This is a genomic window from Cystobacter fuscus, from assembly GCF_044360685.1.
In the GTDB taxonomy this organism is placed as follows: domain Bacteria; phylum Myxococcota; class Myxococcia; order Myxococcales; family Myxococcaceae; genus Cystobacter; species Cystobacter fuscus_C.
This window is the reverse complement of sequence record NZ_CP043491.1, coordinates 11266269-11283357: the sequence shown is the minus strand read 5'-3', so window position 1 is coordinate 11283357 and position 17089 is coordinate 11266269. Positions and strand designations below refer to the sequence as shown.

The 17089-nt window shown below is 69.9% G+C and carries 13 protein-coding genes; 7 read left to right on the top strand and 6 right to left on the bottom strand.

The window, feature by feature from the left end; genetic code table 11:
• Positions 1-46: 46 nt before the first annotated feature.
• Positions 47-1414 carry a sigma-54-dependent transcriptional regulator gene (locus tag F0U63_RS46145; RefSeq protein ID WP_395841404.1) on the bottom strand — a complete coding sequence of 456 codons (1368 nt, stop codon included), beginning with the start codon at positions 1412-1414 and terminating at the stop codon, positions 47-49.
• A gap of 195 nt (positions 1415-1609) precedes the next feature.
• Here F0U63_RS46145 and F0U63_RS46140 point away from each other — a divergent pair, with 195 nt between their 5' ends.
• On the top strand, positions 1610-2968 hold the full coding sequence (locus tag F0U63_RS46140) for a thioredoxin family protein (protein ID WP_395841402.1): 1359 nt from the start codon (positions 1610-1612) through the stop codon (positions 2966-2968).
• Between the two features lie 17 nt (positions 2969-2985).
• On the opposite strand, the gene F0U63_RS46135 is transcribed toward F0U63_RS46140, so the two are convergent.
• From F0U63_RS46135 to F0U63_RS46120, 4 genes are all read right to left on the bottom strand, one after another.
• Positions 2986-4371 carry a hypothetical protein gene (locus tag F0U63_RS46135; protein ID WP_395841400.1) on the bottom strand — a complete coding sequence of 462 codons (1386 nt, stop codon included), beginning with the start codon at positions 4369-4371 and terminating at the stop codon, positions 2986-2988.
• Positions 4368-5543: a metallophosphoesterase gene (locus F0U63_RS46130; protein ID WP_395841398.1), complete on the bottom strand. Its 1176-nt coding sequence runs from the start codon at positions 5541-5543 to the stop codon at positions 4368-4370. Before F0U63_RS46130 ends, F0U63_RS46135 begins: the two co-directional genes overlap by 4 nt.
• Before the next feature lie 112 nt (positions 5544-5655).
• Positions 5656-6171, bottom strand: a complete 516-nt coding sequence (locus F0U63_RS46125) for a hypothetical protein (protein WP_395841396.1) — start codon at positions 6169-6171, stop codon at positions 5656-5658.
• 169 nt (positions 6172-6340) lie between these two features.
• The gene (locus tag F0U63_RS46120; RefSeq protein WP_395841394.1) at positions 6341-7015 is read right to left on the bottom strand and encodes a dienelactone hydrolase family protein; all 675 of its coding nucleotides are present in this window, start codon (positions 7013-7015) and stop codon (positions 6341-6343) included.
• 210 nt (positions 7016-7225) lie between these two features.
• Here F0U63_RS46120 and F0U63_RS46115 point away from each other — a divergent pair, with 210 nt between their 5' ends.
• From F0U63_RS46115 to F0U63_RS46095, 5 genes are all read left to right on the top strand, one after another.
• Positions 7226-7612 (top strand): hypothetical protein, encoded by a 387-nt coding sequence (locus F0U63_RS46115; RefSeq protein ID WP_395841392.1) that lies wholly within the window; start codon positions 7226-7228, stop codon positions 7610-7612.
• 138 nt (positions 7613-7750) lie between these two features.
• Positions 7751-9292 carry a GMC family oxidoreductase gene (locus tag F0U63_RS46110; RefSeq protein ID WP_395841390.1) on the top strand — a complete coding sequence of 514 codons (1542 nt, stop codon included), beginning with the start codon at positions 7751-7753 and terminating at the stop codon, positions 9290-9292.
• A 277-nt stretch (positions 9293-9569) separates the two neighbouring features.
• Positions 9570-11204 carry a nitrous oxide reductase family maturation protein NosD gene (locus tag F0U63_RS46105; RefSeq protein ID WP_395841388.1) on the top strand — a complete coding sequence of 545 codons (1635 nt, stop codon included), beginning with the start codon at positions 9570-9572 and terminating at the stop codon, positions 11202-11204.
• Positions 11205-11231: 27 nt separating this feature from the next.
• Positions 11232-13208 carry a PAS domain S-box protein gene (locus F0U63_RS46100; RefSeq protein ID WP_395841386.1) on the top strand — a complete coding sequence of 659 codons (1977 nt, stop codon included), beginning with the start codon at positions 11232-11234 and terminating at the stop codon, positions 13206-13208.
• Positions 13198-15111: an ATP-binding protein gene (locus F0U63_RS46095; RefSeq protein WP_395841384.1), complete on the top strand. Its 1914-nt coding sequence runs from the start codon at positions 13198-13200 to the stop codon at positions 15109-15111. Before F0U63_RS46100 ends, F0U63_RS46095 begins: the two co-directional genes overlap by 11 nt.
• A 10-nt stretch (positions 15112-15121) precedes the next feature.
• On the opposite strand, the gene F0U63_RS46090 is transcribed toward F0U63_RS46095, so the two are convergent.
• Positions 15122-15973 carry a hypothetical protein gene (locus F0U63_RS46090; RefSeq protein ID WP_395841382.1) on the bottom strand — a complete coding sequence of 284 codons (852 nt, stop codon included), beginning with the start codon at positions 15971-15973 and terminating at the stop codon, positions 15122-15124.
• A gap of 306 nt (positions 15974-16279) precedes the next feature.
• On the opposite strand from F0U63_RS46090, the gene F0U63_RS46085 reads away from it, so the two are divergent.
• Positions 16280-17026, top strand: coding sequence for a MotA/TolQ/ExbB proton channel family protein (locus tag F0U63_RS46085; protein WP_395841380.1), 747 nt, complete (start codon positions 16280-16282; stop codon positions 17024-17026).
• Positions 17027-17089: the final 63 nt, after the last annotated feature.

Genomic DNA, 17089 nt, shown 5'->3' with positions numbered 1-17089 from the left:
AGGACAGCACGCGCCGGGCGGGATGCCCATGGAAAGCGGTGCGGGACTACTCTCCCGTACCCTCCTTGAAACGGTCGAGCTTGCGATAGAGCGTCTTGCGGTCCAGGCCGAGAATCTGTGCCGCGAGTGACTTGTTGCCCTTCACCTCCTCCATGACGCGCAGGATGTAGCGCCGCTCGACCTCCTCCAGCGTGGTCAGCTCGGAGGGGTCCAGGCTCGCCACCACCACCTGCGAGGCGCGGTAGGCGCGGATCTTCTCCGGCAGATCGTCCACGGCGAGGCGCTCGGTGAGGGTGACGGCCACCGCGCGCTCGATGCAGTTGCGCAGCTCGCGCACGTTGCCGGGCCAGCTGTAGCTCATCAACCGCTCGGCCACGGCCTCGCTCAGGCCCGTCACGCGCTTGTTCGCGCGCGTGGCGAAGTGCTCGATGAAGTGCTGGGCCAGCAGCAGGCAGTCGCCGCCGCGCGCGCGCAAGGGCGGCAGCTCCAGCTGCACGACGTTGAGGCGGTAGTAGAGGTCCTCGCGGAAGCGCTGCTCCTCCACCATGCCCTCGAGGTCCCGGTGGGTGGCGGCCACCACGCGCACGTCGAAGGGCACCTCGTGGTTGCCGCCCACCGGGCGCACCCGGCGCTCCTGGAGGGCGCGCAGCAGCTTGGGCTGGAGCCCCAGGGGCATCTCCCCCACCTCGTCGAGCAGGAGCGTGCCCCCGTGCGCCTGGGCGAACAGGCCCGTGCGCGCCGTCTTGGCGTCGGTGAAGGCACCCTTGGCGTGACCGAACAGCTCGCTCTCCAGCAGCGCCTCGGGCATGGCCGCGCAGTTGACGGCCACGAAGGGTCCCGAGGCCCGCCGGCTCTTGTCGTGCAGTGCCCGCGCCACCAGCTCCTTGCCCGTGCCGCTCTCGCCGTGAAGGATGATGGTGGCGTCCGAGTCCGCCACGCGGGTGATGAGATCGTACACCTTGAGCATCGGCGGGCTGGAGCCGAGCAGGCCGCCCAGGCTCTGCGACTCGGTGACCATCTTCTTCAGCCGGACCACCTCGCCCTTGAGCTGGGAGTGCTGCACCGCGCGCGTGAGGGTGTGGACCAGCGCGTCCATCTCCACCGGCTTGGTGATGAAGTCGTAGGCGCCGGCGCGGATGGCGGCCACGGCCGTCTCCATGCTGCCAAAGGCCGTCACCACCACCACGGGCAGGTCTGGCAGGTTGGCCACCACGCGCTCGCACAACTGCGTGCCGCTCATGCCCTGCATGTTCAGGTCCGTGAGCACCACGTCGAAGGGCTGCTCCAGCACCAGGGGCACGGCCGCTTCCGGCTGGGTCACGGAGGTGACGGAGAAGCCGCGGCGGGTGAGGCGTGCCTGCAGCAGCTCCACCATGCTCGGGTCGTCATCGACAAGGAGGACTCGGCCGCTCATAGGTCCCTCATGGGGGCGGGAAGAGAGTGAAGAGGGTCCCCTCGCCGGGTGGGTTGCGTACATCCAGCCTACCACCGGGCTCGCGGGGGATGGTCACGTGATGCCTTCCAAGGTGAGCACGGGGAGCGGCGGGTGAGCGGGACGTGGACCCGCTGCTTTCTCCCTCGCTCGGCTCCAGGCTAGGGTGCCGGGCCCATGAGACTGCCCATCTTCTGTCTGCTCGCCGTGGGAGTGTGGGGGTGCGCCACGGAGCGAAGCGCATCCGTGTCCGAGCCGCCAGCCGTGCACGCCTCGGGTGCCCTGCCGTTCATCGAGAACGATTATCCACGTGCTCTCGCGGAAGCCAGGGCGCGGGGCCTGCCCCTGTTCGTCGATACCTGGGCTCCGTGGTGTCACACCTGCCGCTCGATGCGCGCCTACGTCTTCACGGACGCGGCGCTCGCGCGGCACGCGGGCCGCTTCGTCTGGCTCGAGATGGACACGGATCTGCCCTCCAGCGCGCCCTTCCTGGAGAAGTACCCCGTAGAGTTCTGGCCCACCTTCTTCATCCTCGATCCCAAGGAGGAGAAGGCGCTCGTGCGCTTCGCGGGCAGCGCCACCGTGGCGCAGTTGGAGAAGCTCTTCGAGGACGGGGAGCGCGCGTACCGGGGCGCGGCCCAGGGGCCCGAGGCCCTGCTCGCTCGAGGGGACGCGCTCTATGGCGAGGGCAAGTCGGCCGAGGCGGCGGACGTGCTCGCCCAGGCGCTCGCCGAGGCCCCCGCGGACTGGTCCCGTCGTGGGCGCGCGTTGGAGTCGCTCCTCGTGGCGCAGCAAGGCGCGAAACGTCATGAGGCGTGCGCGCGCGCGGCGCTGGCGGAATTGCCCCGGGTGCCCCCGTCGGCCTCATGGGCGAACGCCGCGGGCCTGGGCCTGTCGTGTGCCCTCCAGGTGCCACGGGAGACTCCGGGAGCCAAGGAGCTGCTCGCCGCGCTGGAGGAGAAGGGGCGGCAGGCGCTGTCGCCGGACATCGTGATGCCGGGGGATGACCGCTCGGCGGTGTACGAGCTGCTCGTCGAGGCGCGCACGCACGTGGGGGATGAGCTCGGGGCGAGGGCGCTCGCCGGACAGTGGCTGTCGTTCCTCGAGGGCGAGGCCGCCCGCGCGCCCACGCCCGAGGCGCGCACCGTGTTCGACTCGCACCGCATGTCGGCGGCGTTGGTGCTGGGCGATCCGATGCGCGCGGTGCCGGCCATCGAGCAGAGCGAGCGGGAGCTCCCCAACGACTACAACCCGCCCGCGCGCCTGGCCAATCTCTACCGGCGGCTGAACCGGCTGGACGATGCGCTGGCCGCGAGCACCCGGGCCCTGGCGAAGGTGCAGGGAGGCCGGCGGCTGCGGGTGCTCTCGGAGCGGGCGGAGATCCACCTCGCCCGGGGAGAGCGCGACCAGGCCGCCCGGACGCTGGAGGACGCGCTCGCCTATGCGAAGTCGCTCTCCGCGGTGCAGGCCTCGCCGCGCATGGTGGCCTCGCTGGAGAAGAAGCTGGCGGAGGTGAAGGGGCAGCGCGCGCCGTAGACGCCGCCCTCGCGCCGTCAGCGCTCGTTCTCGTCGAAGAGGTCGCCCGGGTCAGCGCGCCACCGGGCGAGTTGTTCGTCGGAGGGGAAGTCGCGGACGCGGTAGCGCTCTGGATAGAGCCCCTCGGCCGGGGCGCCCAGTGCGCCGGTCACCTTCGCCACGTCTTCCCACCGCGCGACCCCCACGGGCGGGGCTCGCTCTCCCTGGGCGGGGTCCACGAAGAAGATCAAATCGGCGCGGGGCAGCAGGGTGGTCATGTCCTTCTGCCAGACGGCGTAGCTGAGGCTCCGCCCGTGCTCATCCTGATAGGGCGTGAAGGCGGCCACGAAGACGTCCTCGCCCGTGTCCTGGTAGTGCTTGTCGAGTTGCTGGGTCTGCTCGTCGTAGTCCCGGGCCCGGGTGAAGAGCTCGAGCTGGCGGAAGTCCTTCCAGGCATTGCTGAGCCGCTCGGGCATGAAGGGCACCCACGTGCCGGACTTCAGGCGCAGGGCGCGTCCATCCAGGGCGCGGGGGGCCAGCAGGGCGTCCAGGGACAGGCTCGCCACCCGGCTCAGTCCATCCTCGTCGTCGGAGCCCGTGATGAGCAGCAGGTCGCGGTGCGGCACGAGCACCACCGGTTCTCCGCGCACCGGGCAGCGGCGCACCACCTCCTCGAGCAGCAGGCGCGAGGACGCGTACGTGTCCCGCCAGGGCGCCTGGCAGGTGCCGGGGGCGAGTTGTTCGAGGGACTCGGAGCTGCGCCGGCGCAGATTCTCCAGGGCGAGCGCGAGTGCCTCCTCGAAGGAGACGCCCCAGCGCCGCAGCTCGTCCGTGCCGATGTAGCGCAAGGTGTCCGGGCCATCGAAGGCGATGCCCACGCCGAGAAATCCGCCCAAGGGCTTCCAGGACAGGAGGGTGGCGAGATCCTTGTGCCCCTTCACCTCCAGCCGGAGCCGCTCGAAGAAGGTTCGCCCGCGCACCACGGGCATCAGGTGGGGCCTGACGTCGGCGAAGGCTTCCGGCATCGTGGGCGCCGAGCGCACGTGGGTGAGGCGGCGGAGCACCTCGTGGCGCTGCTCGGGGGGCGTGGCGCGGTACTCGTCGAAGAAGTTGCCGAGGAACACCGTGTTCGGGTCCTTGTCCCCAATCTCCAGCAGGAAGTTCTCGGCGTCGTAGCGGATGGGCCGTGTCTCGCCCTCGTCGCGCAGGACCGCGATGGCCTTTCGGGCGAAGGCCTCGCGCTCCATCCGCTCGTCACTGTCGGACGAGGACTCCTGGAGCTCCACATGCTCCGCGAGACGTTCCTCGGCGCGCTGGGCTTCCTCGAGGGCCGCGGACTGCTGTGTCCGGGAGGGTCCCGCGCATCCGCCGAGGCCCAGCAGTCCCAGAATCACCAGCATCGATCGCCGCCAGGCCCTCGTCATGGGGCTTCTCCCGGCTCGGTGGCCTGCAGGGGCCGCGCTGGACCGCGGGTGTCGAGGTCGAGCATCTGGAACGCCTCCAGCGGTGACTCCCGCATCCCGCCATCGGTGAAGAGGAGCACGGCCTCGCCCGGGTGGGAGGCGCGCGGTGTGCCGGGTCGGTAGTCGATGGTGGTGCCATCGGTGACGAGGTAGCGCAGCACGCCGTCCTGAGTGTCGTGAGGCAGCACGAGCAACTCCCGGCAGCGCTTGTCCCGGGTGTGGCCCACGACCTGGGTGAGGCCGAGGGGCAGCCGGCGAGGGTCGAAGCGTCGGCGCGGGGTGGCGTCGCGGTGGAGGGTGTCCTCGGGGCTCAGACTCGGCCGGTGGTAGAAGATGCCCCGGCCCTCGCCGTACGTGGCGTCGCCGGGCCGGTACAGCCCGGGGATGTGCAAGGGTCCCCGTGTCCAGGCGGCCACGGCGGAGTCGAGTGCCTGGTTGAGGGTCTCCACCACGGTGGGGGCGTGCGAGTGGAGTGCTTCGGACAGCCCCACCGCTTGGAGATCCTCGCGGGTCACGCCCGCGTGCAGAACGATCATCCGCTCCGCCGCGGCATGGGCCACGCGGAAGCGCCGGGCGCGCAGCAGGTAGTCGACCCAGCGGCGTTGCTCCTCGCGGAAGGTGCCGAAGTCGCGTGCCACCAGCTCCACGTTGGGGAGTTCGGGATGGCGGGCGAGGAAGTCGCGCTCTCGCGCCTCGTCGACGTCACCCCCCCGGTAGATGCCGTCCGCTTCCACCTGGGCGGTGGCGAAGCGCGCGTCGGTGAAGCCGGCCAGCTCGCCCACGCGGCCCAGGTCGTGGTTGCCCAGCAGCAGCACCGCCTGATCCGCCGGGTGCGCGGCCATCCACGCGATCAGCCGGAGGGCGCTCGTGGCCACGGCGTCACGCTCGGTGGACCTGCCCCAGTCGAAGTGGTCTCCCACCGAGATGAGCTGGACGTCGGGGAGCAGGCGGCCGTCCGCGCCGAGCAGTCCATGGCGATCCAGCACGGCGAGGAAGCGGGTGAGGTCCGCCTGGGGATCGCCGATGGCGAAGCGATGGCGGCGGGGTCGCCCGTCGGGCGGCGTCGAGTGGGGGCCCTGATGGGCGGCGGAAGTGGCGAGGGCGAGGGCGGCCTCGATGCGGGGTGTGCTCACAGGCGCATCCTAGAACCCGCGCGAGGGCGGGTGCTGCGGCGATTCCGGGCCAGGTGTCATTCGCCACCCGAGCAGCGGCACCCACGGCCGGGCGCGGGTGCCGCGAGGGAGGCTATTCGGGGAGTTCCTGCCGCAGACCGCCGCTGCGCTCCACCAGGGGGCACGAGTACACGCCGATGGCCGTGCCGATGAACAGGCTGACGATGTGGAGGATCGTCCAGTTCACCATCCCGATGCCATACAGGTCGTGGAGCCCCTGCACGGGCCGCATGATGTCGAGGAAGCGGAGCGTCAGGGGGACCACCACCGAGGCGATGGCCGCGGCGATGAAGGAGCGCTTCCAGCGCTTGGCGAAGAAGCCCCCGAAGAAGCCGGCCATGAGCGAGCCGAGTCCGGGGATCCAGAAGGTGATGAGGCTGACGGACACCATGGTGAGCGTGCCGATGGTGAGGCCCCGGTGCTTCAGGGAGGGATCGCTGGAGCGCACCAGCACGGGTCCATCGTCGAGGGAGTAGGCGGCGGCCCGTACCTGGCTTCCTTCCAACTCTTGCCCGCGCGTCTGGTCCACGAAGACGTCGGGACTTCGGTTCACGGGGACGGAGCCCTTGGGATCGATGATGTCGGACATGCGTTTCCTCCCGAGGCCGATGGGGGCGGAGTCCCCCGACGTGCGACCTGCCCTGTTGAAGATGGGACAGCATCCCGGGAGGGGCAGCGGCTGGAGCCCTGCTGGAGGCCCTGCTTGCGCTCCAGCCGGCCCATGTCCGCCTGGCTGGAACCCGTGTCCCGTGGGCCGCTCAGCCCAGGTGGGCGCGGAGGAATTCCACGGACCGCTTCCAGGCCAGCTCGGCGTTATGGGGCGAGTACACCTCGGGCCGCTGCTCGTTGGCGAAGGCGTGGCTCGCGTCGTAGCGGTGGAGTTCGGCGGGGACGCCCGCGCCCTTCAACGTCTTCTCCAGCGCGTTCACCCGGTCCGGCGAGCACCAGTCATCGTGGTTGGCGAAGTGCCCCAGCACCGGGCAGCGGATCTTCTTCACGTCGGCGACCGACTCGGGGGGAATCCCATAGAAGGGCACGGCGGCGGAGAGCTGCCCATCCGCCGCCGCGGCCGCGAGCGTCAGGGCGCCGCCCATGCAGAAGCCGAGCACCGCCAACTTGGTGCCGGGAGCATGATGGCGCAGGGCCTCCGCCGCGCGGGAGATCTCCTGGACGGCCCGCTTCATGTCCAGGGCGTTCATCAGCTTCATGGCCTCGGCGGAATCCTTCGTCACCTTGCCGCCGTAGAGGTCCTGGGCGAACACGGTGAAGCCCTCGCGCGCCAGACGATCCGCCACGCCGCGCACCTGGTCCGTGAGGCCCCAGAACTCGTGGATGAGGATGACCGCTCCCCGGCTGGCATTTCCCTCGGCCGCCTTCAAGTAGCCCGCGACTTCCGCGCCCTCCGCCGTGGTCAGCTTCGCTTGCTTCGCCATCTGTCCGCTCCTGTGGTCCGTGGAGGAGGCGGAGAATAGAGCCGGCGCGCACGCCCGCCGGGCGCCTGAGCCTGCTCCACCCGGGACTGTCAACGAGCGAACCCGGAAGGGCCGGGCGGGAGGGGGAACGTCGAGGGAAACGCACCGGATTTGAATCAAAGGGAGGGGTCCCCGTCAGAAGGGGCAAGAACGATTTGGGAGGACACGACGATGGCTCTTCAGCACGGACTCTTCACCCTGGCTCTCTCCGCTCTCCTGTTCACCCCCGTGGCCGCCACGGCCGCTGACAACGCCCGGCACGCGGCGTCTCCCGTGGCCAGCAACTGGGCGCCCAGCCGCGATTCGCACCGGGCGCCGCCGCCTCCTCCCGCGCATTCGCGGGGCCGTGATGGCCGCTACGAGTTGCAGACGGTGCGCACGGAGGTGCCGGGGCACTACGAGCGCGTCTGGGTCGAGGAGCAGTGCGTGAGGACCCGCCGCTACGTGCGCGCGTGCGAGCCGGGTCACTACGAGCGGCGCTGGGTGCCGGGTTACACCGAGACCTCGCAGCAGTGGGTCTGGGTCCCCCGCGGCCGGGGCCCCTACGGCCGCGGGTAGGCGCTCGCCGCATCGCCACGCTTCACCGGGAACGCCTCGGCCTTCGGGCCGGGGCGTTCGTGTTTCCGGAGACTTCCTCGCCGCGAAGAGGCACGGTGCGTGCCCGGTATCGGCGCTCGCGCCACGAGGAGGAAGGTCATGCCGGTCACGCTCGCCAGGAGTTTCGACTATGTGATCGTCGGTGGGGGAACGGCGGGCTGTGTCCTCGCGCGCCGCCTGGTGGACGGCACCGACGCGACCGTGCTCCTGCTCGAGGCGGGCGGGTTGGACGAAGGTGTCGCGAGCCTCTCGGATCCCCTGCGGTGGATCGAGAACATCGGCTCGCCCTACGCCCAGAACTACTTCTACGAGCCGAGTCCGCACGTCGCTCATCGCTCCATCCTCTTGTCGCGCGGCAGGGTGCTGGGCGGTTCGGGCAGCACCAATGCGTTGATCTGGGCCCGTGGGAACAGGGCCGACTACGATGGCTGGGCGGAGGCTGGGAACGTCGGCTGGGACTACGACTCCGTTCTGCCCCTGTTCAAGAAGTCGGAGGACTGGGAGGACGGGGCCAGCGACCTGCGCGGCGCGGGCGGTCCGATCCGGGTCGAGCGCGCCAGGAATCTCCACCCGGTGGCCGCCGCGCTCATCGATGCCGGTGGCTCCTATGGGATGCCGTATCTCGATGACGTGAACGTGCCCCACCCCGAGGGCGTGGGTCCCATCAACATGAATGTTCGCGCGGGCGAGCGCTGCGGCACGTCGCGCGCCTATCTGCGGCCGGTGATGCACGACGAGCAGCTGACGGTGCTGACCGGAGCGCAGGTGCTCTCGCTGACCTTCTCCGGCACGCGCTGCACCGGGCTCGAGTTCCTGCGGGACGGCGAGCGGCGGTCCGCCAGTGCCTCCCGGGAAGTCATTCTTTGTGCCGGAGCGATCGACACCCCACGCCTCCTCATGCTGTCGGGAATCGGCCCCGCGGAGGACCTCGAGCGGCTCGGCATCCCGGTCGTGGCCGGGCTGCGGGGAGTGGGGCGGAACCTCCAGGAACACATCATCCTGGCCGGGCTCGCCTTCGAGGCGAAGCACTCGCTGCTGCCGCTGAACAACAACCTCGTGGGCAGCACCTTTCATTGGAAGAGCCGCTCCGAGCTGCGCGTGCCGGACCTGATGTTCGTGTCCGTTCAGATTCCCTATGTCTCGGCCGAGATCGGTGCGCGGTATCCGATCCCCGCGAACACCTTCTGCATCGCGCCGGGCCTGGTCCGGGTCCAGAGCCGGGGCTACGTGCGCATGAAGACCGCACGGCACGATGGCCCGCTCGAGATCCAACCCAACCTCCTGTCGGAACAGGCCGATGTCGATGCCCTGCTGACGGGACTCGAGCTCGGGCTCGACATCGCGTCGCAGCCGGCGTTCCGTGAGTTGACCAGGAGCTGGGTCGCCCCGACGAAGCGGATGAGCCGGGAGGAGTCGGTGGCCTTCCTTCGCCAGGCGTGCTCACCCTATTTCCATCCCGTGGGCACCTGCGCCATGGGCTCGGGCGAGGACGCGGTGGTGGATGCCCGACTGCGCGTCCATGGCATCGAGGGTCTGCGCATTTCGGACGCGTCGATCATGCCGACGATTCCCTCGGCGGGGACTCACGCGCCGTCCGTGATGATCGGCGAGTTCGCGTCACGACTGCTGGTGGGGGGCTGAACCGGAGCGCTCCCCCACGCCCGTGAGGAGGTTCTACCGGGAGTGGGGGCTCGTCTCCTGCTCGTGTGGGCCCGCCTGCGACCTGAATGGCCGGGGTAGGGGAGGCGCGCCTTTCCTGGCAGGTCATCAACCCCTTGAATTCATTGCCCTTGCCCCTCTGCTCCGCGAACGGACGAGCGGTGTGAGGAGCGGGTGGGGGAATGCCGGGAAGCGGCGGCCTGTCCGGCGCGGGTCTTCCGGGTCCCCGTTGGGATCGCGGCTCACACAAGGAGTGTGGATGCGCGTCCGCTGGCTGAAGTCCGTCGTCTCTTCCGTGGTGCTGGTGGGGGTTGCCGCTTGTGGCTCACGAGAACCCGCTCCGGTCACGGAACCTTCCGCTCCGGAGCTGCCCTCCTCGACGACGTCCTCTCCATCCCCCTCCGGGGACGTCTCCACGCCGCTTCCCACCGCTCCGGCATCGCCCGACGCGCCGGCATCTCCCTCCGCTCCTCCCGCGCCCACGACGGATTCGGCCCCATCCCCGCCGCCTCCCCCGGAGTTCTCCCGCATCCTGTGGGTGTCCCCCAGTGGCAAGGATTCCGCCGTGGGCACGGAGTCGGCGCCCTTGCGCACGGTGGAGAAGGCACAGTCGCTGCTCCAGCCGGGTGAGGCCATCTTCCTCAAGTCCGGCACGTACACGGAGCGGCTGGTGCTCGATGCCCGGGATGGTTCCTCCGGGCGCTATCTCACGCTCAAGGCCGCGCCCGGCGCGAAGCCCGTCTTCAAGGGGGGCTCGGGGAGCCGCACGCCGATGTTGGAGGTGCTCCGGGCCTACTGGCGCGTCGAGGGCATTACCTTCGACGCGGCGGGGGACAAGGCCTTCGCGGCGTACTGGCACGGCGAGGGCGCGCACCACGGCATTCTTCGTGGCTGCACGCTCAAGAACGGGACGGATGGGGCGGGCGTCTTCGTCGCCGGCAAGGCCCGGGACGTGCTCATCGAGGGCAACTCCATCTCCAACTTCCAGCGCTCCGGAGCGGACAGCCACGGCGTGTGCGTGCAGACCAACTCCAAGAACGTGACCGTGCGCGCCAACGACATCCACCACAACTCCGGCGATGGTGTGCAGTGCCTGAGCTCCGAGGGCGGCTCCACCGAGGAGGGCACCCCGTTCGACAACCTGCTCGTCGAGGACAATGACCTGCACGAGAACCGGGAGAATGGCGCGGACATCAAGACGTGCACCCGCGTGACGCTCCGGGGCAACCGCATCTGGGGCCATCGCCGCTCCTCCACCTCGGGGGGCGAGGGCGTGGTGGTGCACATGTCCGCGCGCGACGTCACGCTCGAGGACAACGAGGTGCGCGACAACGGCCGGGGCATCCAGATTGGCGGTGTCCGGCAGGGCGCTCCGCCCACCCACATCGTGCTGCGGCGCAACCGCGTGTTCGACGGGGTCGACTCGGACGGCAGCGAGGGCTCGGGCATCCGCATCGACACCGCCGTCGACGTGAAGGTGCTGCACAACACCGTGTGGAACATGCCCACCTATGGCCTGGTCGTGGGCAAGGGGGAGTCGGGCGCGAGCGAGGACGTGGAGGTGCGCAACAACATCCTCGGGGGCTGCGCGGCCCTGGCGGTGCGGGTCGGCACGGAGTGGCAGGGCCTGTCCTTCGACGGCAACCTCTACTCCCCGCTCGGGGACGCGCCCACCTTCCGCAAGGACTCCCGCGACCAGGATCTCTCCACCTGGCAGGAGAGCACGGGCTGGGACGCCCATTCCGTGGAGAAGGCTCCGGGGTTCGTGGACGCCGAGGCGGGGGACTTCGGGTTGGCTTCTTCCTCGCCCGCCCGTGACGCTGGCCTGTCGGTGGGCGAGGACTGGTGCGGCCAGGCTCCGGACATCGGCGCGCGGGAGTCGGACTGCCCCTGAGCCGTGAGCCGGGGTAGAGTCGGGGGCGTGTCCGTCTCCGAGTCCTGTCCTGGCGTCATCCTGGTGCCCGCGACCCTGGCCACGCGCGAGCCGCTGAGGCAAGCGGTGGCCCGGGCGGGTTTCCAGTGCGTGGAGGCTCCCGAGCAGGCCTCGCTCGTCCTGGCGGATCTCACCCTGCCCGAGGCGCACGCCGCCCTCACCGCGCTGATCGCCACGCCCGTGGGCGCCGCGCTCTCCGTCGTGGTGTGGGTGGCGCCGGGCGAGGAGGCCTTCTCCTCCGTGGATTCGTTCCACCCCGAGGAGGTGATGACCTCCGGGGCGGGCTGCCATGAGGTCGCCTGGCGCTTGCGGCGCGCGATGAAGCACCAATACAAGCGCGAGGAGGTGCGGCGCAGGCAGCAGGATCTGGCGCTCCTGGTGGAGCTCACCGCGGACTACGCCGAGAGCCTCGATGTGGAGGCCCTGCTGCACGACGTCACCCGCCGGATCGCCGAGCGGCTCGGCGTGGGGCGGGCCACGCTGGTGATGTTGGACCGGGAGGGCGAGGGCGCGCGGGTGGTGGCCGCCAGCGACGCCTCGGGCCCGCAGGACGTTCGCATCGATCTGGAGCGCTACCCCGAGGTGCGCGAGGCGGCGCGCACGGGCAAGCCCGTCGTCGTGGAGGACGCGCCGCACCATCCCCTGTTCGAGGGCGTGCAGGAGGAACTGGCCGCGCGCAACATCCACACGCTCGTGGCGCTGCCGCTCATCATCACGGGCGAGGTGCGCGGGGTGTTGCTGCTGCGCGCCCGGGGGAGCGACCGGCGCACCTTCGCTCCCCACGACATGGACTTCCTCAACACGGTGGCCCACTCCACGGCGGTCGCCCTGCGCAACGCCTCGCTGCTCTTGTCGGTGCGCGGCAAGACGGAGCGCGAGATGTCCGCGCGCATCGCCGCCGAGGCCAAGGCCGCCTCGCTGGAGACCTACCACCTCTTCTTCGCCAACGTGCGCGAGGGCGTGGCCATCCTCGATGACCGGGCGTGCGTGCTCAGCCTCAACCCCGCGGGCGAGACCATCCTGGAGACGTCCTCGGAGGCCGCCATGGGCCGTCACCTGGTGGACATCACCCAGCCTCTGGACGAGACGGTGCTGATGGAGCTGGTGACGGCGGCCCGGCGGGGCGAGTCCCGCTCGGACGTGGACATGATGGTGCGCCTGCCCGGGGGCCGTCGCCTCACCCTGTGCTTCTCCGCGGGGCCGCTGGAGGATGGCAGAAGGGCCATCATCCTCTCCTTCCGGGACGTCACCCAGGCGCGCCTGCTGGCCGACGAGCTGCACCACACCAAGGACTTCCTGGAGCGGCTCATCGACTCGTCGGTGGACGCCATCGTCGCCGCGGACATGCAGGGCCGCATCATCCTCTTCAACAAGGGGGCCGAGGCCATCTTCGGCTACACCGCCGCGCAGGCGCTGGGAGGACTGCACGTGGACCAGCTCTATCCGCAGGGGGCGTCGCGGCGCATCATGCGCCAGTTGCGCGGCCCGGACTACGGTGGGCGGGGCCGGCTGGAGGTGTGCCGCCAGGAGGTCGTCAGCCGCACCGGGCAGCTCGTGCCGGTGAACATGACGGCCTCCATCGTCCACGAGGGCGGCCGCGAGGTGGCCAGCGTGGGCATCTTCACGGACCTGCGCGACCGCATGGCGCTCGAGCGCAAGCTGTCGGACGTGGAGACGCGCCTGGAGGAGAGCGAGAAGAACGCCGTCATCGTCGCGCTGGCGGGCACCACGGCGCACGAGCTCAACCAGCCCCTCACCTCGGTGATGGGTTACGCGGAGCTGCTCAAGCGCAAGCTCAAGGAGGACGACGCCGCGTACAAGCCGGTGGACATCATCTATCGCGAGGCGGAACGCATGGCGGAGATCGTCCGCAAGATAGGCCGCATCACCCGCTTCGAGACGAAAGCCTACATAGGGTCGCAGCAGATCCTGGACCTCGACAAGGCCAGCTCCAATGACGACTGAGTCGCGCCGTGTACCCGGGCTGGAGGAGCCTTCCGCCGAGGCCTTCCGGGCATTCTTCGAGGCGGTGGAGGTGCCCGCGGCGCTCTGCGACCTGTCGCTGCGGCTGCTTCGGGGCAACGCCGCCTTCAAGCGCTTCTGCTTCGACCATGGCCTCACGGTGGACCAGATGATGGAGGCGCTCGCGGAAACGCCCGTGCCCGAGGACTGGGGCTCGAGCGAGGTGAAGGTGGCGCTGCCCCAGGGCGGCGCGGTGATGATGGAGCTGACGCGGCGGGGCGACTCGGTGTCGGTGGTGGGGCGGCGCGAGTCGGAGCACATGCGCGGCCATCTGGTGGTGGTGGAGCAGGCGCTGCTCGAGCAGGCGCGCACCGAGGGCGTGCTCCTGGACCTGGGGCGCAGCGTGGCGGAGGCGGGCAGCGAGGAGGAGCTGGTGGCGGCGGTGGCGCGCGGCGTCAAGGAGCTGTTTCCCGGGCGCTCCTTCTGCATCCGCATCACCGACGCGCGCACCGGCACGCTCACCAGCCTCTACGCCGAGGGCCGCCTCAAGGAGGGCTCGCGCGAGCCGCTGGTGCTCAAGCGCAGCGCGGCGGAGAAGATGCACCTGGTGGAGTCGGCGCTGCCCGCGGGCAAGGTGGTGGTGGCCGGCCGCGTGCCGCTGCTCTTCGAGGGCAGTGTCGCGGGCGTGAGCGCGCCGCTGGTGGCCAGTGGCCAGCTCTATGGCGCCATCAACCTGGAGTACCCCGCCTCGCGCGCGGAGATGAACACCTACCAGGACGAGCGGGTGCTCGTGCAGCTGGCCAACCAGGTCGCCGTGGCGGTGAAGAACGCCAAGCTCATCGACGAGCTGACGTTCGTGCGCAAGTACCTCGAGGATCTGCTGGAGAAGGCCAACGCCCTCATCGTCGTGGCCAACCGCGAGGGGAAGATCGTCGTCTTCAACCAGGCGATGAGCCGCCTCACGGGCTTCAGCAAGGAAGAGGTGCTGGGGCGGGACGTGGCGTGGCTGGTGCATCGCGACGAGCACCTGCGGCTGATGCCCGTGCTGCTCGCGGCCCTCCGGGGCGAGGACCTGCCCAACTTCGAGCTGCGGCTGCGCACGCGCACGGGCGAGGCGCGCGCCTCGTTCGCCACCTCCACGTCGCTCTCCTCCCAGGGCGAGGTGGAGGGCGTCATGGCCATCGGGCAGGACGTCACGGTGGTGGCGCAGCTCGAGCAGCGCATCATCCACGCGGAGAAGCTCGCCTCGCTGGGGCAGCTCGCCGCGAGCGTGGCGCACGAAATCAACAACCCGATGACGGCGGTGGTGACGTACGCCGACGCGCTCCTGCAGCGCGTGCCCGTGGGGGCCTCGGGGGGACCGGACGCGGAGAAGCTGCGCAAGATATTGGAGAACGGCCAGCGCATCCTGCGCTTCACGCGGGATTTGACGTCCTACGCGCGGCCGTCGAAGAACAAGCCGGAGCCGGTGCGGCTCAACGCGCTGCTGGACAAGGCGCTCGGCTACTGCGAGCACGTGGTGGTCAAGGCGCAGGTGGAGGTGGAGCGCGACTTCGGCGAGGTGCCGCAGCTCACCGGGGTCCCCTCCAACCTGGAGCAGGTGTTCGTCAACCTCATCACCAACGCCTGCCACGCGATGCGTCCCGGAGGGCGGCTGTCCGTGCGCTCGCGGTGCGAGGGGCGCGAGGCGGTGGTGTGGGTGAAGGACACCGGCTGCGGCATCGAGCCCGCGCACCTCTCGCGCATCTTCGAGCCCTTCTTCACCACCAAGACGGAGGGGCACGGCACGGGGCTGGGGCTGTCCATCGTGCAGCGCATCGTGGAGAAGCACGGCGGCCGGCTGGACGTGGAGAGCGTGCTGGGACAGGGCACCACCTTCTCGGTGCGCCTGCCCCTGCCGGACTGAACGCCCGGGCTCAGCCCTCGGGCTCGTCGTCCAGCTCGCGGGTGAACTCCTCGTTCGTGAGCAGCCCCTTGCGCGCCATGATGCGCATGAGGGCCCAGAACTTGCGCTCCAGCTCCTCCACCGGATCCACCGCCGAGCCCTGCGACTGGGGCTCTCCGAAGAGCGAGTCCAGCGCGGCGCTCACGTCCCCCGAGGGCGCGCGCCGGGCCGCGCCTCGCCGGGTGACGCGCCGCTTCTGCTCGCGCTCCTGGATGAGCTGCTCGAGCGAGACGCGGCGCGTCATCTCCCCGGGGGGCAGCTCCTCGCCGAGGATGATCTCGCCGCCTTCCCCCGCGAGCTCCTCCTGGCCGAGGATGATCTCCTCCACGTCGTCCTCGCTCGCCAGGGGCAGGCCGGTGGAGGACGGGGTGCGAGCGGGGACGTCCGGGTGGTAGTAGCGCTGGATGGAGGCGCGCACGGCCGACAGGGGCGCCACGCGCGGGCTCACCTTCATCCCCGTGGTGAACTCCATTTCTTGCAGGGCCGCGGAGTCGAGCGGATCCGCCATGGCCACCATCAGCACGCGCCGCCCGCCCACGTTTTCCAGGGAGATGGGAAACAGGTCGTGCTGCTCGCAGAAGCGCGCGCGCAGCAGGTGGAGGGCGCTCCAGTCCGGGGCGCGGCCCGTCAGATCCACCACCGGCACGCCCAGGGCCTCGCTCAGCGCGTGCGCCAGGGTCTTCTCGGTGATCGCGCCCTGGGCCACCAACGTGGCGCCCAACCGCTGCCGGGTCCGCTGTTGGGCCAGGAGCGCCGCGTCCAGTTGGGCCGTGCTGATCGCCCCCCTCTCCAGGAGCAACTCACCGATCCGCTTTCGGGCCATGCGCGGCGCCTTAGTCGTACCTCGCCCGCCCCGTCAAGGGGACGACGCGGTGCATCAAACACCGTCCGTCCGCCATGTGACCAGCCATCCAGGCGAAGTTCCCAGCCAAAATTCCCGTGAGATTTCAGCAACTAAGGGAGCAGGCCGTGTCTTGACACACTTGAGGAGGCGTTCTTAAAGTCGGCCCCCAATTGATGCCAATGGCGGGCCAATGATCCACGCGGAAGTAGAGGTGGGGATCAAGGGCTCGGGATGGCAAGGCCCGTCACGCCGGGTCCGCATGTTTTTTGGAGGCAACAAGCAACTATGAACCTGGGCTTTGTGACGAATCTGACCATTCTTGCCAACGCCGGCGGCCATGGCGCTGAGCGCTCCTTCTTCGAGGAGGTCGCCAAGCGCTGGGAGGCCGGTCAGTGGGGTATGTACCCCATCGCCGTCTGCCTGGTGTTCGCTCTGGCCATCATGGTCGAGCGCAGCTTCGTGCTGTTCGGTAAGGCGTCCATCAACAAGGAGGCCTTCCTGCGCGGCCTCAAGAAGCACATCTACGCGGGTGACCTGGACAAGGCCATCAACTACGTGTCCGGTCAGAAGCAGACGCCGCTCACGCAGGTCATCAAGGCCGGCCTGATGAACGTTCCCAAGGGCGAGGAGGAGGTCCAGGCGGCGCTCGACGAGGCCAGCCTGCGCGAGACGCCCCGCATCGAGGCGCGCACCGGCTACCTGGCCATGCTCGGCAACGCGGCGATGCTCGCCGGTCTGCTCGGAACGGTGTCCGGTCTGATCGCCTGCTTCGAGGCGGTGGCCAACGTGAACCCGGCCGACAAGGCGACCATTCTCGCCAACGGCATCTCGGAAGCCATGAACTGCACGGGCTTCGGGCTGCTCACGGCCATCCCCGCCGTCGTCGCCTTCTCCATCCTCTCGGGCCGCGCCACGTCGATCGTCAACGACATCAACGAGACGAGCGTCGCGGTGCTCAACCTGATCGTCAACAACCGCGACAAGTTCAAGAACGCCACCGTCTCGGCGTCCGCGGGCCACGACGAGGAGTAGTTCCTCGTCCTCTGACGAAACCTGAACTCCGGGCGCGTTGTCTGTAGCACCGAGACGCGCTCC